The following is a 17058-nucleotide window of genomic DNA, read 5'->3' as shown; positions in this document are numbered from 1 at the left end:
TCCCATCGCTTAGTCGGCGGATTCGACGAGAATTTCAACCCGCGGCAATCACTTTGGCGTCAGGCGCGCGCAACCGCGGACGAAGGGCAGACGAAGAGGAAAGGAGTGGTACAGTTGGGTGGGCTCGAACCACCGACCTCCTGTTCCACAGACAGGCGCTCTAACCAACTGAGCTACAACTGCACAATTGAGCCGATCAAAGGCTGCAAGCGGCCGGAAACTATGAGCAACGCCCCGCTTTGGCAAGACGCCAAATCGAGGCTGTTTGTTCGGAGCCCGACACCAAAAGGCCCGGCGACAGCCGGGCCTGGTCGAGAATTTCTGGGCCGGTGCGGCGGATCAGGCGACCTTGTTGAACACCTTCGAGGACGCCGTCTTGATCGGCTCCACGGTCTCGTTCGCAACCCGCTGGCTGAGTTCGGTCAACTCCCTGGCCTGCGACGTCATCGCCTCGTACTGGCTGCGCGCGTAATCCGTCCAGATCGAGAACACGTCGGACGGCGATTTCACCGCAACGAGCTTTTCGGTAAGGTCGAAGGCGGCGTTGGTATTCGCACGCGCGATATCGATCAACTTGCTGGAATAGTCCGAAGCGCCCTTGGCTGCGGATGCATAAACGGCTTCGATGGTTTCGTTGCTCGACTGGGCGACGTCCTTGAATTTTTCATAGGTCTCGCGGGCCTGCGAGACGCCTTTCTCAGCGAATTCGCGGATGGAGCCGGGCACTTCGAACGGGACGACAGTGGAAAACGGGTCTTGCGACTGGGCCATAGCGGATCACTTTTCACATCTGGAGTGGAACGGGGACTGCGTAAGACGTTCAACCAAGCCGACGGCGGCGACGGCCCAGAGTTACTTCAATTCCGCTTGAATTATACCCGAATTCTTGTGCGACGCAATATTAATATTGCGCCGCAGAACCCTGCGCTCGACCCCCCACTCGCGTTGCAAGGGACCGGAGGGGTCCGTTAGCCCAAGGTCCGCGCGCCCGGGCCGGTGTCCAGCCTATCTCGGCTTCGTCGCGTCCATGGCGGCCCGGGCCACCGTCTGTCCCATATCGCTTGCCTGGTCAGCGAGTGCCCGCATCTGGTTCTGCACGTGCTCAGCATGCAGCTTGAGCACTTCCGGCATATCCTTCGCCTTGAGCAGTCGCTCGGCATAGTCGAGCGAGGCCTTGATGTTGGCTTCGGCGTAAGCGACCGCCTTGCCGCTGATCTCTTTCGCGTTCGCCTGCGCGGCCGCACCCTGATCCTCGAACGTGCTGGCGGTCTTTTGCGCCGCGCTCATGAAGTTCTCGAACGCCTTGCGGGCCTGGTCGAAACCCGCTTCGGCGAATTCCTTCATGTTCTGAGGAATGTCGAAGTTCTTTGGACTCTCGAAACGATCGCGCCCATCATGCTGGTTCATGAGCCAAGCTCCTCTGCTGGCGTTTCACTGTCCCTGGCCATCGTCCGGCCCTTCACGGCCGCTGTCGATGCCCTACCCCGAAAACCTACGTGCGTCTCTTGATCGCATCGTGACGCCGACATGCGATTCGCGATCGATTCACGGACCGAATGCATAATGCGAAAGGAACGCTGCCTTGCACAATCCATGCCGCTCGCCGCCGTCGGCAACCACAACAAGGCGACTACTAACAACTTACGGGCTCTGGCCTGTTTGCACCGGCCAGACAGGCATTTATGAAGATCGGGATGCTTCAATCATTCCTCAATGCCGATGGATGACCGCAAGTTCCAGCCGATGCCACTTCGCGACCCGCGGCTGGCGCCGTACGTCGCGAGTCCGCAACCGGCCTGGCTATGGTCCAGCGACGGCGGTCGCATCCTGTGGTGCAACGCCAGCGCCGCGGCGGCGCTCGGCATTGCAGACCCGCGCCTGCTCGAAAAGGAGCGCAGCCCCGCCGATTTGCATCGCCGTCAGGTCGCTCAGCTCGTAAAGCGGCTTGCCCCCAACGGCGCGCCGCGACTCGAGCGGTTACGCGGCTTCGGTGCACGGCTGGGCCAGTTGATGACGTGCGCCTGCTCGCGGTTCGAGATGCCGGATGGCGAGACCGCGCTTCTTCTCATCGCCATGGAGTCGTCCACCCGGATGGCCGTGACCGCCGCGCCGCCGCCGATCATGGCAAACCCGATCGAGACCAGCGACCGCATGCCGAACGAGCCTTCGACTGACGAGCCCCTCGCGCAGACGTCTTCGCCCGCGCCACAAACAGCCGGCGCGGACAGAGTTAGCAAAAGTCCCGACACGGATTTGCCGGCGGAGACGTCTGCTCCTTCGGCAGGCGAGATTGACCGAGACAAAGCCGCCGAACTGATCGCGTCGGCGCCGAGCGGACACGCCGACGGGAACGACGAAGGACCCGCATCGGCGAGTGATCCGGCAGACGCGCCCGATCCGCTCCGGTTCGTCTGGCAGATCGATGCCGCGGGCCGATTTTCGCTGATCTCCGACGAATTCCTTCGCATTGCCGGCGAGCGCTCGGCGCTGGCCCAGGGGCTGGCCTGGAACGACATGGCGCAAATGCTTGCGCTCGATCCGAACGGGCGCATCGCCCAAGCGATCGCCAAACGAGAGACCTTCAGTGGCGTGGCGGTGCAATGGCCGCTCGCAGGGCTGGGCAGGCACGGCCCGATCGAGCTTTCCGGCATGCCTGTCTTCGACGGCGCGCGCAACTTTGCGGGCTTTCGCGGCTTCGGCATCTACCGCCCGGCCGCCCTGCCGGCCGACAACGTCGATGCACCCGCTGCGAATGATCCGGTCGCGCAGCCGGTCTCCACACCATCCGAGAATTCGACATCCACCGCCGCGACGCCTGTTGCGCCGGAAAGCCCTTCCCAAGGAGAGGCCAAGATCGTGGAACCTCCACAGAATGTCGTGCTGTTTCCGCTGGCGAACGATACGCGGGGACCGTCGCTGAGCGCGGTTGAGAACCACGCTTTCGATGAGATCGCCCGCCGCCTGACGCAAGGACTGGAAGACAGCAAGAAGCTGCCGGAGACACCTGAGCCGGCCAAGCCGGAGGCCGCGGACAAGCGTGACTCGCTTGACGGGGACAAGGCAAACTCAGCCAAGCCGGAGCAGCCGGCTTGGCTCAAGGCAGAGCCGGTACTGCCGCGCGCAGACAGCGCCAGGGACCGCGTGCTGCTCGACCTCGTACCAGCCGGTGTGCTGGTCTATCGGCTCGACCGCCTGCTCTACGCCAACCGCGCTTTTCTCGATCGCATCGGATTCGAGAGCCTCGCTGCCTTGCAGGAGGCCGGTGGTCTCGACGCCCTCTATGTGGAGCCACCACCTGCCGCCTCCCGCGGCGCTGCCGACGAAGGCGTTCCGTTGAAGATCGCGCCGTCTGCAGAGGATCGCTCGCCCGCCGATGCCAAGCTGTTTTCGATTTCCTGGAGCGGTGAGACCGCGCACGCGCTGATTCTGCAAACGGCGCCGGTCACGGCACAGGCTCTGCCGGCTGCAGCACCCGAGCCTGCCCCGCAACCCTTCGCAGCAGCGCCGGCGCAGGCCGACGATGCCTTTGAAGCGATGGTTGAGACCGCCACCGACGGCATCGTGCTGTTCGACCGCTCGGGCGCCATCATTTCCTGCAACCGCAGCGCGGAGACGCTGTTCCGAACGCCTGCCGCTGATCTCCGCGCCCTCAACTTCGCCGATCTGTTTGCGGCCGAAAGCCAAGCGGTCGTGCTCGAATATTTCGAGAGCCTCGAGCGGCCGAGCAGCGCAAGTCCGCTCGATCACGGGCGGGAGGTGCTTGGCCGCGAGCGCGCCGGCGGCTTCATCCCTCTGTCCATGACGATGGGGCGAATCGGCGCCGACAGCGAACGTTACTTCGCCGTGTTCCGCGACCTGTCGCAGCTGAAGAAGAACGAACAGGACCTGCTGAACGCCCGGCGTAAGGCGGAGCGCGCGACCGCATCCAAGTCCGACGCCCTTACGAGCATCAGCCACGAAATTCGCGGCCCTTTGAACACCGTCCTCGGCTTTGCGAACGTGATGATCGAGGAACGCTTTGGACCGGTGGGCAACGAACGCTACATCGAGTACCTGAAAGACATTCGCGCGTCTGCCGAGCGCGCGATCGCGATCCTCGACGATATCGTGAATATTTCGAGCATCGAGACCGGCAATGTCGACCTCAAGCTCGTCAGCCAGAACCTGAACGAGATGGTGGAGCAATGTGTCGGCGTGCTGCAGCCGCAGGCCAACCGCGAGCGCGTCATCATCCGCACCTCGCTCGCGCATGGGTTGCCGCCGGTGACCGCCGATACGCAGGCGCTGCGCCAGATCACGATGAACATCGTCACCAGTTCGATCCGCTGCTCAAAAGCCGGTGGACAAGTGATCGTGTCGACGGCACCTGCCGATAATGGCGGCGCGATCCTGCGCGTGCGGGACACCGGACGCGGATTGAGCGAGACCGAGCTGGCGTCAGCGATGGGTTCGCACCGCGCAGGCGCGACCGATCGGAGCGCCATTGATCTGTCGCTGGCGCGCGCACTCGCTGAGGCCAACCGGGCGCAGTTTCAGATCAAGTCGACGGAGAATTCCGGCACGCTGATCGAGGTCGTGTTCGCCAACGTTCGCGCCCTTGCCGGCTAGGTCTGGGCCGGCGCGGCTGGATCAGACTCCAGCGCTCGACGATCCGCGGGCACGATTCCGGGAAAGGGATCGCCTCCGACCCAATTTGGAATCATCCTAAACTGGAATCGATCTAAAAGAGCTCGCGTCGCGACCTTCCAACGCAGCCTTTCACGCCCTTTCTGGGCTACAGAACGCAAACAATGACTTGCTTCCGATCGGCCTGGAAGCAAGCCCCGAGACTTTCACATTCCGGAGCATCTGCATGTCCCGCATTCGCGATATTTCCGTCGCCGCCGCTGGCGTCGCCAGCATCATCGCCCTCAGTTCCGCTTCGGCGCTCGCACAATCCGGCGAAGTCAACGTCTACACATATCGCGAAACCAAACTGATCCAGCCGTTGTTCGACGCCTTCACCAAGGACACTGGCATCAAGGTGAACGTGATCTCTGCGAGTTCGGGCCTCGAGCAGCGCATCAAGTCCGAAGGCGCCAACAGCCCCGCCGACGTGCTGCTGACGGTCGATATCGGCCGGCTGGATGACGCCGTGAAGGCGGAGGTCTCGCAGCCCATCAAGTCGGACAAGCTCGATGAGATCGTCCCCGCGCACTTTCGCGACCCGAACGGGCACTGGTATGGCGTCTCGATGCGCGCACGCGTCGTCTACGCGTCGAAGGATCGCGTGAAGCAGAACACGATCTCTTACGAAGAGCTCGCCGACCCGAAATGGAAGGGCAAGATCTGCATCCGTTCGGGACAGCACATCTACAACAACGCGCTCTTTGCAGCCTTTGTCGCCAAGTACGGCGAGGCGAAAGCCGAAGAATGGCTCAAGGGCGTGAAGGCGAACCTTGCGCAGAAGCCCTCCGGCGGCGACCGCGAGACCGCGCGCGATGTCGCGGCCGGCAAGTGCGATATCGGCATCGGCAACACCTACTATTGGGCGCTGATGAACAACGTCGAGGCCGACAAGAAGCCTTGGGCGGAAGCGACCAAGGTCATGCTGCCGACCTTCGCCGGCGGCGGCACTCATGTGAACCTTTCCGGCGTGGTGCTCGCCAAGCATGCGCCCAACAAGGCCAACGCGATGAAGCTGATCGAGTGGCTCGCGGAAGGCAAGGCACAGCAGATCTACGCCGACATGAACTACGAGTATCCGGTGCGCGCGGGTGTGGCGGTCAATCCGACGATCGCGGGCTACGGCACCCTCAATCCGGATCCGATGCCGATCGCCAAGATCGCCGAGCACCGCAAGGCCGCTTCGACGCTGGTCGACAAGGTCGGCTTCGATAATTGATTGCTGTCGCGCGGCGGGCACCATGCGCCGCGTCATTCTTCGCTAACGAGGTGCGGTCGCTTGAGCCGGACCGCACCGGCTGCCGGAACGTCTTGTGAGTTATCAAACCCGTCCGATCGCGTCGCGCGCTGCCGAGCAGTTCGCCTCTTTGCTTGCGGTCCTGACGGGAATTGCCGTCATCGTTCCGGTCATCAGCATCGCGCTCACGGCGATGCAGCCTGCGGCGGACCTCTGGCCGCACCTGCTCGCCTATGTGCTGCCGCGCGCCGCGCTCGACACCATGCTGCTGCTGCTTGGCGTCGGTGCTATCGCCGCAGCACTTGGCGTCGGAGCCGCGTGGATCATTTCGTCGTTCGACTTTCCGGGCCGATCATATCTCATCTGGCTGCTACCGTTGCCGCTGGCCATACCGACGTATATCGGCGCGTACGTCTACGTCGACATCTTCGAACCGCTTGGCGTCGCCCACAACGTATTGTCGGCGTGGCTGCCGCCGCAGCAGGCGCTGACGCTGCTCCCGTCCATGCGGTCGCTCCCCGGCGCCATCGTCATCATCGGCCTCGTGCTCTACCCTTACGTCTACCTGTCTGCGCGCGCCATGTTTCAGACCCAGAGCGCCGAATTCGCCGAGGCGGCGCGGCTGCTCGGCGCGCGACGGTGGCAGGAGTTCTGCCGCGTTTCCCTGCCGATGGCCCGCCCCGCGCTCGCCGTCGGGCTCGCACTGGTTCTGCTCGAAACGCTGAATGACATCGGCGCGTCCGAGTATCTCGGCGTGCGTACCATGACGGTGTCGATCTTCACCACATGGCTCAACCAGGGGAGCCTTGCGGGCGCCGCGCAGATATCCTGCCTGATGCTGTTCGTGGTCGCGGCGCTGGTGCTGCTGGAGCGTTACGGTCGCAGGCAGCGGGCATTCACGGCCGCCGCCGAAAGCCCGCGCATTGCCGAGCGGAAGCGGCTGTCAGGCGCCGCCGGATGGCTCGCCTGCGCCTCGTGTGTCATCCCCCCGCTGTTCGGATTCATCCTTCCGTTCGCCTATCTGCTGCGCGAAAGCATCGAGCGCAGCCTGATCGGCGGCATTGACGCCGGCCTTGCGGAGGCGATGGGCAATTCGGTCGTGCTTGCCCTGACGGCGACAGTAATCGTGTTGCTGCTTGGCCTGACAGCAAACGTCGCCAACCGCTGGCGGGACAGCACGGCAACGCTGGCGAGCATCGGCGCTTCGCAAGCAGGATATGCCGTGCCCGGCCTGATCCTGGCGCTTGGATTGCTGGCGCCGCTTGTAGCGTTCGACAATGCGATCAACGCTGCCGCTCGCGGACTGGGCGCCGCGGCGCCGGGCCTGCTGCTTGCCGGATCGAGCGCCGCGGTCGTCATCGCCTATGCCATCCGCTTCATGGCCGTCGCCACCGGACTGACCCAGGCCGGATTTGAACGCATTCCCCGCGACTACGATGACAGTGCCAAGGTCGCAGGCGCATCCGAATGGACGTGTGTGCGGGCGATCTATCTGCCGCTGCTGCGGCCGGCGCTGTGGGGGGCGGCTATTCTGGTGTTCGTCGATTGCCTGAAAGAGCTGCCGGCGACACTGCTGTTGCGCCCTTTGAACGTGGAAACGCTCTCGACCTCGATCTATCAGTTCGCAAGCCGCGGCAGCTTCGAGCAGGGATCGCTTGCCGCGCTCATGATCGTGGCGGCCAGCATCGTGCCGGTGATCTGGCTCACGCGCTTTGCCGACGTGCCGAACGGGCCCGCCTAGAGAAAGGCGGTCAGCACCCGCTGAAGCGGCTCGAAGCTCGCAGCTCCTACGGGAGCAGGCATCGACACCTCAGGTATTCGACAATGCGACGCGGAACGACGCCTCGGTGTTCGATTTCACCTGGTCGAGCGTCACGCCATCGGCAAGCTCGATCAGTGCCATGCCACCGTCGCCGTGCTTGTCGATGGTGAACACGCCGAGGTCGGTCACCACCATGTCCACCACATTCGCACCGGTCAGCGGCAGCGTGCAGCGATGCAGCAGCTTCGGTCCGTCCTTGGCGACGTGCTCCATGACCACCAGCACGCGCTTGACGCCGGCGACGAGATCCATCGCGCCGCCCATGCCCTTGACCATCTTGCCGGGCACCATCCAGTTGGCGAGATCGCCGTTTTCGGCAACCTGCATACCGCCGAGGATCGACAGGTCGATGTGGCCGCCGCGGATCATCGCGAACGAATCGGCGCTGGAGAAGTAGCTGGTCGACGGCAGTTCGCTGACCGTCTGCTTGCCGGCGTTGATCAGGTCCGCGTCTTCTTCGCCCTCATAGGGGAACGGGCCCATGCCGAGCATACCGTTCTCGCTCTGAAGCTGAACATCGATACCGTTCGGGATGTAGTTCGACACCAGCGTCGGAATGCCGATGCCGAGGTTGACATAGTAGCCGTCGCGCAATTCCTTGGCCGCGCGGGCCGCCATCTGTTCGCGAGTCCAGGCCATCATGACCTCCTTAAAGATCGTTCGTTATGCCGCAGGCCGCGGGCGCGTGTTGCGGAACTCGATGCGCTTGTTGGCGGTGCCGACCTCGATCATGCGCTTCACGAACACGCCGGGCGTGTGGATATGATCGGGATTGATCTCGCCGGCCGGCACGAGGTGCTCGACCTCAGCGACGGTGACCTTGGCGGCCGTCGCCATCATCGGATTGAAGTTTCGCGCGGTCTTGCGGAAGACGAGATTTCCGGCCGTATCCCCCTTCCATGCGTGGACGATCGCGAGATCGGCGAACAGCCCGCGCTCCATCACGTACTTTTCGCCGTCGAACTCACGCACCTCCTTGCCCTCGGCGATCAGCGTGCCGACGCCCGTCTTGGTGAAGAAGGCCGGAATTCCCGCGCCACCGGCACGGATGCGTTCAGCGAGCGTGCCTTGCGGGTTGAACTCCAATTCCAGCTCTCCGGACAGATACTGCTGGGCGAACAGCTTGTTCTCGCCGACATATGACGCGATCATTTTCTTGATCTGCCGCGTCTCCAGGAGCCGGCTGAGGCCTATCCCGTCCACGCCCGCGTTGTTGGAGACCACGGTCAAATTCTTAACGCCGGATTCGCGAATCGCGTCGGAAAGCGCTTCCGCGATCCCGCAAAGTCCGAACCCGCCGGACATGATCATCATGCCGTCCTTCAGCAAGCCTGCGAGCGCCGATTTGGCGTCCGGATAAACCTTGTTCATGGCTGGAAACCCAAGACTGTAAGCAAGACGGAAAAACCCAACTGCCGTCGGGCGATGGCGATGCCCTGATCCGCTCTATTAGGCGGTTTTCCAAATGGGCGTCAATGATCGCTAGGGCTTGCGGCTGCCGGCCTTGAAAGCGTCAAGAAAAGCGACCAAGTTGCTGGAAAATCGACGCGCTTCTGGAATCTCGCGCCGCTCATTTCTCAGTGATCTTTCAGGATACCCTTTGCCAATACCCCATGGACTGAAACGTCTGGGAGTGTCGATCACAGCCTTCGTCGCCGTGGCACTGCTCGCCGCAGGATCGGTCACGCTGCTGCTCGATCGCGACGCCGTGCGGGCTGCGGTGGAAGCGCAGGTGCGCGCCGCCACGGGCATGGAGTTGACTGCCGGCCAGACCTCCGTCTCGCTTTTTCCCACGCCAACCGTCACATATCGCGACGTCAGGCTCGGCGGCCCAGGCGAGGCGGTGCTGAGCATCCAAGAGCTGACCGCGAACCTGCGAATGCTGGCGCTGGTGCTGCGCCGATTCGAAATCGCCGACCTCGTTCTGACCGACCCGCGCATCACTGTCCGACGTGGAGCGGACGGCTTGTCGAATTGGGAGCCGTTGATCGAGCGGCTGGAGGGGCAATCGAAGGCTGGCGTAAGTGCGGTCTCGTTTTCGGAAGTCCGCATCAAGAACGGAATCCTGACCTATCAGGACGATGTGCGCGGCCTGAGCGAGGTCATCGCCGACATCGACGTGTCGCTCGCGTGGCCGTCGATTTCGCGCTCGTTCGCAGCGACGGGCGACTTCAATTGGCGCGGCGAACGGATCGATGGCAGCATGAGCATCGCCAACTTCGCCTCGGCGCTGTCCGGCGAGCGTTCTGGCTTGCGCGCCCGTTTCTCAAGCGCGCCCGTCAAGATCGCATTCGATGGCACTATCACCAATCGCACGAACCTTGCGCTGGACGGCAACCTGACGGTCGATTCGGCGTCGCTGCGCGACGCACTGCGATGGGCCGGACACGATCTGCCTGCCGGCGCAGGATTTGGCCGCTTCTCGCTGAAGGCACGCGCCAACGCAACTGAGACGTCGATCGCGCTCGCCAACGTCAATGTCGAACTCGACGGCAATGTCGCCGAAGGGGTGATGAGCTATGGTAGCAACGGGCGGCAGACGCTGCACGGGACGCTCGCGGCCGATACGCTCGATATCACGCCTTACATTTCGACGATCCGCATGGTGACCGGCGGCTCACGCGACTGGAACAGGCAGCCGTTCGATTTGAGCGGCCTGTCCGGCAACGATCTCGACTTGCGGCTCTCGGCCGCGCGGATGACGGTCGGCAAGACCAGGATCGGCCGTACCGCGCTCGGCCTCAACGTTCGCGATGGCGCCTTGATGCTGAGCGTCGGCGAGGCGCAGGTGTTCGGCGGCGTCGCCAAAGGTTCGTTCAACGTCACCCGCGCCGACGCCAATGCCGGCGTCAGGGCCCAGTTTCAACTGCTCGACGTCGACCTCGAAACCTGCCTTGGCGAACTGTTCGGCATGCGCCGCATTGCGGGCAAAGGAACGCTCGGTGTTACGCTGGAGGCCGTGGGCGCCAATCCGTTCGGGCTCGCCCAGTCGCTCGACGGGCGGGCAACCCTGACCGGCAGGGACGGCGCCCTCACCGGCTTCAACGTCGAACAGCTGCTCAAGCGGCTCGAACGGCGACCGCTGTCCGGTGCCGGCGATTTCCGCTCCGGCCGAACACCGTTTGACACGCTCAACGTTGCCTTGCGGCTCAACGACGGCATAGCGACCACCGAAGACGTGCGCCTCGACGGCCCGACCGTGCAGTTGGCACTGACCGGCGCGGCATCGATCCCCTCGCGTGAGTTCGATCTGAAGGGGGTCGCAACCCTGGTCTCCGCCGCTGGCGCTGCGCGCCCGTTCGAACTGCCGTTTGTCATCCAGGGGCCGTGGGACGATCCGCTGATCCTGCCCGACTCCGAAAGCCTGCTGCGGCGCTCGCCCGCCTCTGCTCCGCTGCTGGATGCGGTGCGCGACCGGCGCGCGCGGGACGCCGTCAAATCGGCGATCGAGCGGCTCACAGGCGGCCAGCGTTCCGGCACAGCGCCGGCTGAGAAGAGCACGGAATAGCTCGTCGAACGGCGCGCAGTCACCGCCATCGTCTGGTCTACAGTGGCGCGGCGCTGCCGCTCTTCGCCTCCGACAGTTTCGACACAAGCGAGGCAACGACGATCACGAGCGCGACGAACGCGACCATGAGCGTGCAGATGGCGTTGATCTGCGGCTTCACGCCGAGCCGCACTTCCGAATAGATCCGGATCGGCAACGTCGAAGCACCAGGACCGGTGGTGAAGCTCGCGATCACCAGGTCATCGAGCGACAGGGTAAACGCCAGCATCCACGCTGCCGCGATCGCTGGCATGATCATCGGCAATGTGACGGCGAAAAACGCGCGCAGGGGCGAGCAGCCAAGGTCCATCGCAGCTTCTTCGAGACTGCGGTCAAGGCCATTGAGCCGGGACTGCACGATGACTGCGACGAAGCACATCGTCAGCGTGGTGTGTGCAGCCGTGACCGTCCAGAAGCCGCGCTCGGCCCCGGCGGCAATGAACAGCAGCAGCAAGGACAGGCCGGTAATGACCTCGGGCATCACCAGCGGTGCATGCAGCATGCCTGAGAACAGCGTTCGTCCGCGAAAATCGCTGCCGCGCGACAGGGCGACGGCCGCCATCGTGCCGAGAACGGTGGCGAGCGTCGCCGAGCTGACGCCGACACGCAGGCTCATCCACGCCGCCTCGAGCATCGCCTGGTCGTTCAGGAGTTCCGCATACCAGCGGAGCGACCATCCTCCCCAAACGCTCACCAGCCGCGACGCGTTGAACGAAAAGACGACGAGAATGACGAGCGGCAGGTAGAGAAAGGCGAAGCCGAGCGCCAGCGACACCATGTTGAACGGCGACAGTCGCGTGAGCGGACGCCCGCTCATGACTGCACCTCGAGCTGCCTGCGCTGCAGCCGGTCGTAAACGATGAGCGGTGCCAGCAGCACAAGCAGCAGCACAACCGCGATGGCCGACGCCACCGGCCAGTCACGGTTGGTGAAGAACTCCGCCCACAGGGTCTGTCCAATCATCATCTGGCCGGAACCGCCGAGCAGATCGGGGATCACGAATTCGCCGATGATCGGGATGAAGCACAACAATGCGCCTGCACCGATGCCGGGTAGCGACAACGGAAAGGTCACGAGCCAGAACGCACGTGAGCGCGAGCAGCCGAGGTCGGCGGCGGCTTCCAGCAACGACGTGTCCATCTTCGACAGCGTCGCATAGAGCGGCAGTACCATGAACGGCAGGTACGAATAGACGATGCCGATGTACATTGCGGTGTCGGTCGACAGCCACGCGACCGGCGCGCTGACGATCTTCAGCGCGACCAGCACGTCATTCAGCAAGCCGTCGCGCTGCAGGACGTTGATCCAGGCGTAGATGCGGATCAGGAACGAAGTCCAGAACGGCACGATCACCGCCAGGATCGCCACTCGCTGCCAGCCGCGCGGCAGCCGCGACATGCCATAAGCGAGCGGATAGCCGAGCACCACGAGAATGAGCGCGGAGACCGCCGCCACGGCGACGCTGCGCAGATACGACAGCACATAGAGATTGTCGGACGCAAGCAGGCGGAAGTTCTCGATCGAGAGTTGGCCGACGGCGGCCTTCAGGCCCTGCCAGCCGTGTGCAAGCTCGAACACGGGCTCGTAGGGCGGCTGCGAGATCGCGGTCTGCGACAGGCTGATCTTCAGGATGAACGCAAACGGCACCAGAAAGAAGACCACCATCCAGAGATAGGGGGCGATCGCGGCGATGCGCGCCGGGCGGGCGAAATTGCGGCTCGCGCTCATGGCTCACTTGTCCAGCACGATGCAGGCGTCAGGAGAAAACGACAGCGACACGCGCTGCCCCGGCGCGAAAAAGCCGGTCTCCGAACGAACCAGATTGGCTGCTGTCACCCGCATCAGCGAGCCAGACGACAGCCGCACCGAATAGACCGAGACGCCGCCGAGATAGTTGACCTCGACGATCTCGCCGCGCAACGCGTTGGCGATTTCGCCCGACGCGGTCTCGGACGAGATCCGGATCTTCTCCGGCCGGATCGCGATCTGCACCGTCATGCCGGCGACCGGCCGGATCGTGCTGGTCACGATGACGGTGCCGGCCTCCTCGGTCCGCAGCGTGAGAAGACTGCCCTTCTGCGATACTACGAGACCGTCGATAAAATTGACGTCGCCGACGAAGCTTGCGACCCAGGACGAATTCGGCGTCTCATAGAGCTCGCGCGGGCTCGCAACCTGGATGAGGCGGCCACCGTTCATCACGCCAATGCGGTCGGCCACGGTCATCGCCTCGTCCTGATCGTGCGTGACGATGATGAAGGTGGTGCCGAGCCTGCGCTGCACCTCCTGCAGCTCTGCCTGCGTGCTTGCGCGAAGCTTGCGGTCGAGGGCAGCGAGCGGCTCGTCGAGCAGCAGCATGCGCGGGCGAAGCGCCAACGAGCGTGCGAGCGCCACGCGCTGGCGCTGGCCGCCGGACAACTGGTCCGGCCGCCGTCGCTCAAGCCCTTGCAGCTGCGTCAACGCCAGCATTTCGGCGACACGGGTCCCGATGTCGGCACGCCGCATGCCCGCCCTCTTCAGACCGAAGGCGATGTTGCCCGCAACGTCGAGATGCGGGAACAGCGCGTAGTTCTGAAACATCATGTTGATCGGCCGCTGATGCGGCGGGACGGCTACGATGTCGGCGCCATCAAGAAGGATGCGGCCTGCGTCGGGCGTTTCGAAACCGGCGAGCATCCGCAACAGGGTGCTCTTGCCGCACCCCGACGGCCCCAGCAGCGCGAAGAATTCGCCGGAGCGGATATCGAGGGACAGGTCGTCGACGGCGCGCACGCCGCCGAACCGCTTGCTCACCGACGCAATGCGCAACAGCGGCTTGTCTTCACCGCCGGATTTGTCTGCAGCCGGCGCCTCCGCCGAGGGCAAATCCTGAACCATTCTTGTCTGTCCCGCACGGCAACGACAGCTGCTGCCGCGGCCAATTGGTAGCGGCGAATAAACGGCCACTCAACCGCATCGACCGGCGCGGCCACAGGATTTGCCCGGCAAACTTGTCGGCTGCTCGATGCTTTCCGCCGGCTGCGCAACGCAACGGTCCGGCATGCGCTGTAGACAGGCACAGGAGTGGCGCCGGGGCGGCACCGGTGTCAGCTGATCCGGCGTATGCCGCCTGTACCACGGCTGTGCCCGACGAGCTCGGCATACTGCTGGATCGGCGCCGGCTTGCCGATGAAATATCCCTGAACCTGGTCGCAGGATTCGCTTGCGAGGAAGGCGAGCTGCTCCTGGGTCTCGACGCCCTCGGCGACGATCGGCACGTCGAGACCGTGACCGAGGCCAATGACCGCGCGAATGATTGCCGCCGACTGCGCATTGCGGCCGAGATTCATGACGAACTCGCGGTCGATCTTGATCTTGTCGAATGGAAACGACTGCAGATAGGACAGCGAGGAATAGCCCGAGCCGAAATCGTCCATCGCGATACGCACGCCAAGCGCCTTCAGCCGACGCAGCAGCGCCAGGCTGCGATCGAAATCGCCGATCAGGACACCTTCGGTGATCTCGAGCTCGAGACGCCCCGGCGACAGGCCGGTCTCGAGCAGGATCGAGTGAACCAGCGAAACCAGGTCGCCGTGCAGGAACTGCACCGGCGAGAGATTCACCGCGATCTGCAGCGGCCGCGGCCAAGATGCAGCTTCCCTGCAGGCCGCCTGCAAAATCCACTGCCCCATCTCGACGATCAGGCCGCTCTCCTCGGCCAGCGGAATGAACACACCCGGAGATACCATGCCTCGGGTCGGATGATTCCATCGCACCAGCGCCTCGAATCCGACCACGTCCTTGCCGATCTTGGCCAGCGGCTGATAGTTCAACGTCAGTTCGCCGTTCTTGATGGCCTGCGACAGTTCGTGATGCATCGCACGCCGGTCGCGGATCTGCTGGTCCATCTCCGCCTCGAACACGCAAACCGAACCGCGGGCTTGCGCCTTCGCACGGAACAAGGCGACGTCGGCATTCGCCAACAGCGCTGCGGGGACGCTCCCGTTATGCGGAAACAGCGCAACACCGGCCGTAACGCCGATGTGGATGATCTTCTGGTCGATGACAAATTCCGTCTGCATCGTCTCGATCAGCCGCTCGGCGAGGGCCTTGCCCGCCGCCGGCTGCACGCCGTCGATGATCAGACCAAACTCGTCGCCGCCAAGCCGCGCAACCACCGCTCCTTGCGCGGCAAGCTGGATTCTGCGCGAGACCTCGACCAGCAGCTTGTCGCCGACCTCGTGACCGAAGACGTCGTTGACCTCCTTGAACCGGTCAAGATCGATCGACAGCACGGCGAACTCGTCCGATCCGGCGCAGGCATCGATCATCTGCGACAGTGCCTGCACGAACGCGACCCGGTTGGGCAAATCGGTCAGGCCGTCATGATATGCCATATGCGCCATCCGCGACTCGGTCTGGCGGCGGTCGGTGACGTCTTCGTTGGTCTGAATCAGGTATTGCGGCTCGCCCTTGTCATCGAGAATGGCGACGCGGCGGGACATGTAGAGACGCAACCCGGCTTCCGACGGCACCGGATATTCCTCGCTGATGACCTCGCCCTTCATGCGGATCGCCGTACTGTCGCGGTGATTGATGAACGTCGCACGGTCCTTCGAATCGAAATTCTCGATCCTTTGCCCGATCATCTGCTGGCGCGACCGCCCCATGAACTTCTCGGCGTGGCGGTTGACAAGCACATACTTGCGATCGTCGACGCGTTTGACCGCCACCGAGGTCGGGATATGGTCGAGCACGAGCTCGAGAAACTTCTTGGTCTCTTCAACCTCCTTCGACAGCCCGCGCTGCTCGGTCACATCCTCGAACAGCGTGATCAGAAACTTCGGGTCGCCGGTTTCGTCGCGGGCGACCACACGACGCGCACCGAGCACGCGCCTCTGCGATCCACGCTCGACGACGACTTCCATGCTGAGATCGCCGCTCGGCGAAGCGATCGCTTCTTCATCCGCCTGCACGACTGCTTTGGCCGATTGCGGTGTGAAAATCTCTTCGGCGCGATGGCCGACGATCTTCCGACGCGCAAAGCGGCTGAACTGTTCGAAAGCCCGGTTGGCAAGGACGTATCTGCCGTCGTCGATGTTCTTCACGGCAACACAGACCGGGATGTTGTCGATCACCGATTCCAGGAAGCTCTTGGTCGTGGCAAGCTGGCGCGACAATGTCCGCTGCTCGCTGAAGTCCTCGTGGACGGTGATGAAGCCGCCGCCCGGCAGCCACCGCCGTGACACCTTGATCGCGCGGCCGTCGTCGATGTCGCGGATGTAGTTGTCGGGGGCCTCTCCGGGGCGCGCCTCAACATACGGATCGCCGTCAAAAGTGCCGCGCGCCTTGCGGAGCGCCAGGACCTCGGAGAACGGCATGCGATTGCGAAGTTCCGACCGCGACAAGCGGTAGATCTCCAGGTATCGATCGTTGCAGAAGACCATGCGTCGGCGCGCATCGACCATGACGATGCCGTGCGGCATGTTGTTGAGCGCGGACGAGGCGAATTTCGCCCGGCGACGCTGACGCAATTTCAGACGGCGATGGGCGGAATAGATCCAGATCAGAACAGAAACGAAGAATGCTGCCAGAATTCCGGCCGCAGCGATCAATTCCCAGATCGTCAGGGTGTAGGAGCGCGCGAGGTCGAACGCGTGCGCGGCCGAGCTGAACCACACCGACGCGCCGATGCATGTTACAAGCCCCGCGAGACTCCGCTCGTACCTGACAATCCAATCCTGCATGACCGCTATGACAATGTTGCCGAGTTGGCATATTCATTGTCGGCGTCCGTACCTTTTAATC

12 protein-coding genes and 1 tRNA gene are annotated in these 17058 nt (G+C 63.6%); 4 read left to right on the top strand and 9 right to left on the bottom strand.

Annotation, left to right across the window (positions count from 1 at the left end; genetic code table 11):
• Positions 1–106: 106 nt before the first annotated feature.
• From RCO31_RS04380 to RCO31_RS04370, 3 genes are all read right to left on the bottom strand, one after another.
• Positions 107–183: transfer RNA gene (locus RCO31_RS04380), tRNA-His, on the bottom strand.
• Positions 184–339: 156 nt separating this feature from the next.
• Positions 340–771 (bottom strand): phasin, encoded by a 432-nt coding sequence (locus tag RCO31_RS04375; protein WP_308967002.1) that lies wholly within the window; start codon positions 769–771, stop codon positions 340–342.
• Positions 772–1005: 234 nt separating this feature from the next.
• Complete coding sequence (locus RCO31_RS04370; RefSeq protein WP_308967001.1) at positions 1006–1407, bottom strand: phasin family protein; 402 nt, start codon at positions 1405–1407, stop codon at positions 1006–1008.
• A gap of 306 nt (positions 1408–1713) precedes the next feature.
• On the opposite strand from RCO31_RS04370, the gene RCO31_RS04365 reads away from it, so the two are divergent.
• The 3 genes from RCO31_RS04365 (at position 1714) to RCO31_RS04355 (ending at position 7643) form a co-directional block, all read left to right on the top strand.
• On the top strand, positions 1714–4608 hold the full coding sequence (locus RCO31_RS04365) for a PAS domain-containing protein (RefSeq protein ID WP_308967000.1): 2895 nt from the start codon (positions 1714–1716) through the stop codon (positions 4606–4608).
• A 244-nt stretch (positions 4609–4852) separates the two neighbouring features.
• Positions 4853–5884 carry a Fe(3+) ABC transporter substrate-binding protein gene (locus tag RCO31_RS04360; protein ID WP_308966999.1) on the top strand — a complete coding sequence of 344 codons (1032 nt, stop codon included), beginning with the start codon at positions 4853–4855 and terminating at the stop codon, positions 5882–5884.
• Between the two features lie 94 nt (positions 5885–5978).
• A complete protein-coding gene (locus RCO31_RS04355; protein ID WP_308966998.1) occupies positions 5979–7643 on the top strand; it encodes an iron ABC transporter permease in 1665 nt (554 codons plus the stop codon).
• Between the two features lie 69 nt (positions 7644–7712).
• On the opposite strand, the gene RCO31_RS04350 is transcribed toward RCO31_RS04355, so the two are convergent.
• A complete protein-coding gene (locus RCO31_RS04350) occupies positions 7713–8363 on the bottom strand; it encodes a CoA transferase subunit B (RefSeq protein WP_308966997.1) in 651 nt (216 codons plus the stop codon).
• Between the two features lie 24 nt (positions 8364–8387).
• Positions 8388–9095, bottom strand: a complete 708-nt coding sequence (locus tag RCO31_RS04345; protein WP_308966996.1) for a CoA transferase subunit A — start codon at positions 9093–9095, stop codon at positions 8388–8390.
• A gap of 262 nt (positions 9096–9357) precedes the next feature.
• Between RCO31_RS04345 and RCO31_RS04340 the strand changes: the two genes are divergently transcribed.
• Entirely contained in the window at positions 9358–11232 is a 1875-nt protein-coding gene (locus RCO31_RS04340; protein ID WP_374991418.1) for an AsmA family protein, read from the top strand.
• A gap of 37 nt (positions 11233–11269) precedes the next feature.
• Here RCO31_RS04340 and RCO31_RS04335 read toward each other — a convergent pair whose 3' ends face one another.
• The 4 genes from RCO31_RS04335 to RCO31_RS04320 all read right to left on the bottom strand — a co-directional run bounded on the left by RCO31_RS04335 (position 11270) and on the right by RCO31_RS04320 (position 16997).
• Positions 11270–12088, bottom strand: coding sequence for an ABC transporter permease subunit (locus RCO31_RS04335; RefSeq protein WP_308966995.1), 819 nt, complete (start codon positions 12086–12088; stop codon positions 11270–11272).
• On the bottom strand, positions 12085–12999 hold the full coding sequence (locus RCO31_RS04330) for an ABC transporter permease (RefSeq protein ID WP_308966994.1): 915 nt from the start codon (positions 12997–12999) through the stop codon (positions 12085–12087). Before RCO31_RS04330 ends, RCO31_RS04335 begins: the two co-directional genes overlap by 4 nt.
• A gap of 3 nt (positions 13000–13002) precedes the next feature.
• A complete protein-coding gene (locus RCO31_RS04325) occupies positions 13003–14148 on the bottom strand; it encodes an ABC transporter ATP-binding protein (RefSeq protein ID WP_308966993.1) in 1146 nt (381 codons plus the stop codon).
• Between the two features lie 209 nt (positions 14149–14357).
• The gene (locus RCO31_RS04320) at positions 14358–16997 is read right to left on the bottom strand and encodes an EAL domain-containing protein (protein WP_308966992.1); all 2640 of its coding nucleotides are present in this window, start codon (positions 16995–16997) and stop codon (positions 14358–14360) included.
• Positions 16998–17058 lie beyond the last annotated feature (61 nt).

This window comes from Bradyrhizobium sp. LHD-71 (genome assembly GCF_031157255.1).
GTDB lineage: Bacteria > Pseudomonadota > Alphaproteobacteria > Rhizobiales > Xanthobacteraceae > P52-10.
Note: the sequence above shows the minus strand (reverse complement) of the source record. Positions and strands in the feature narration are given on the sequence as shown.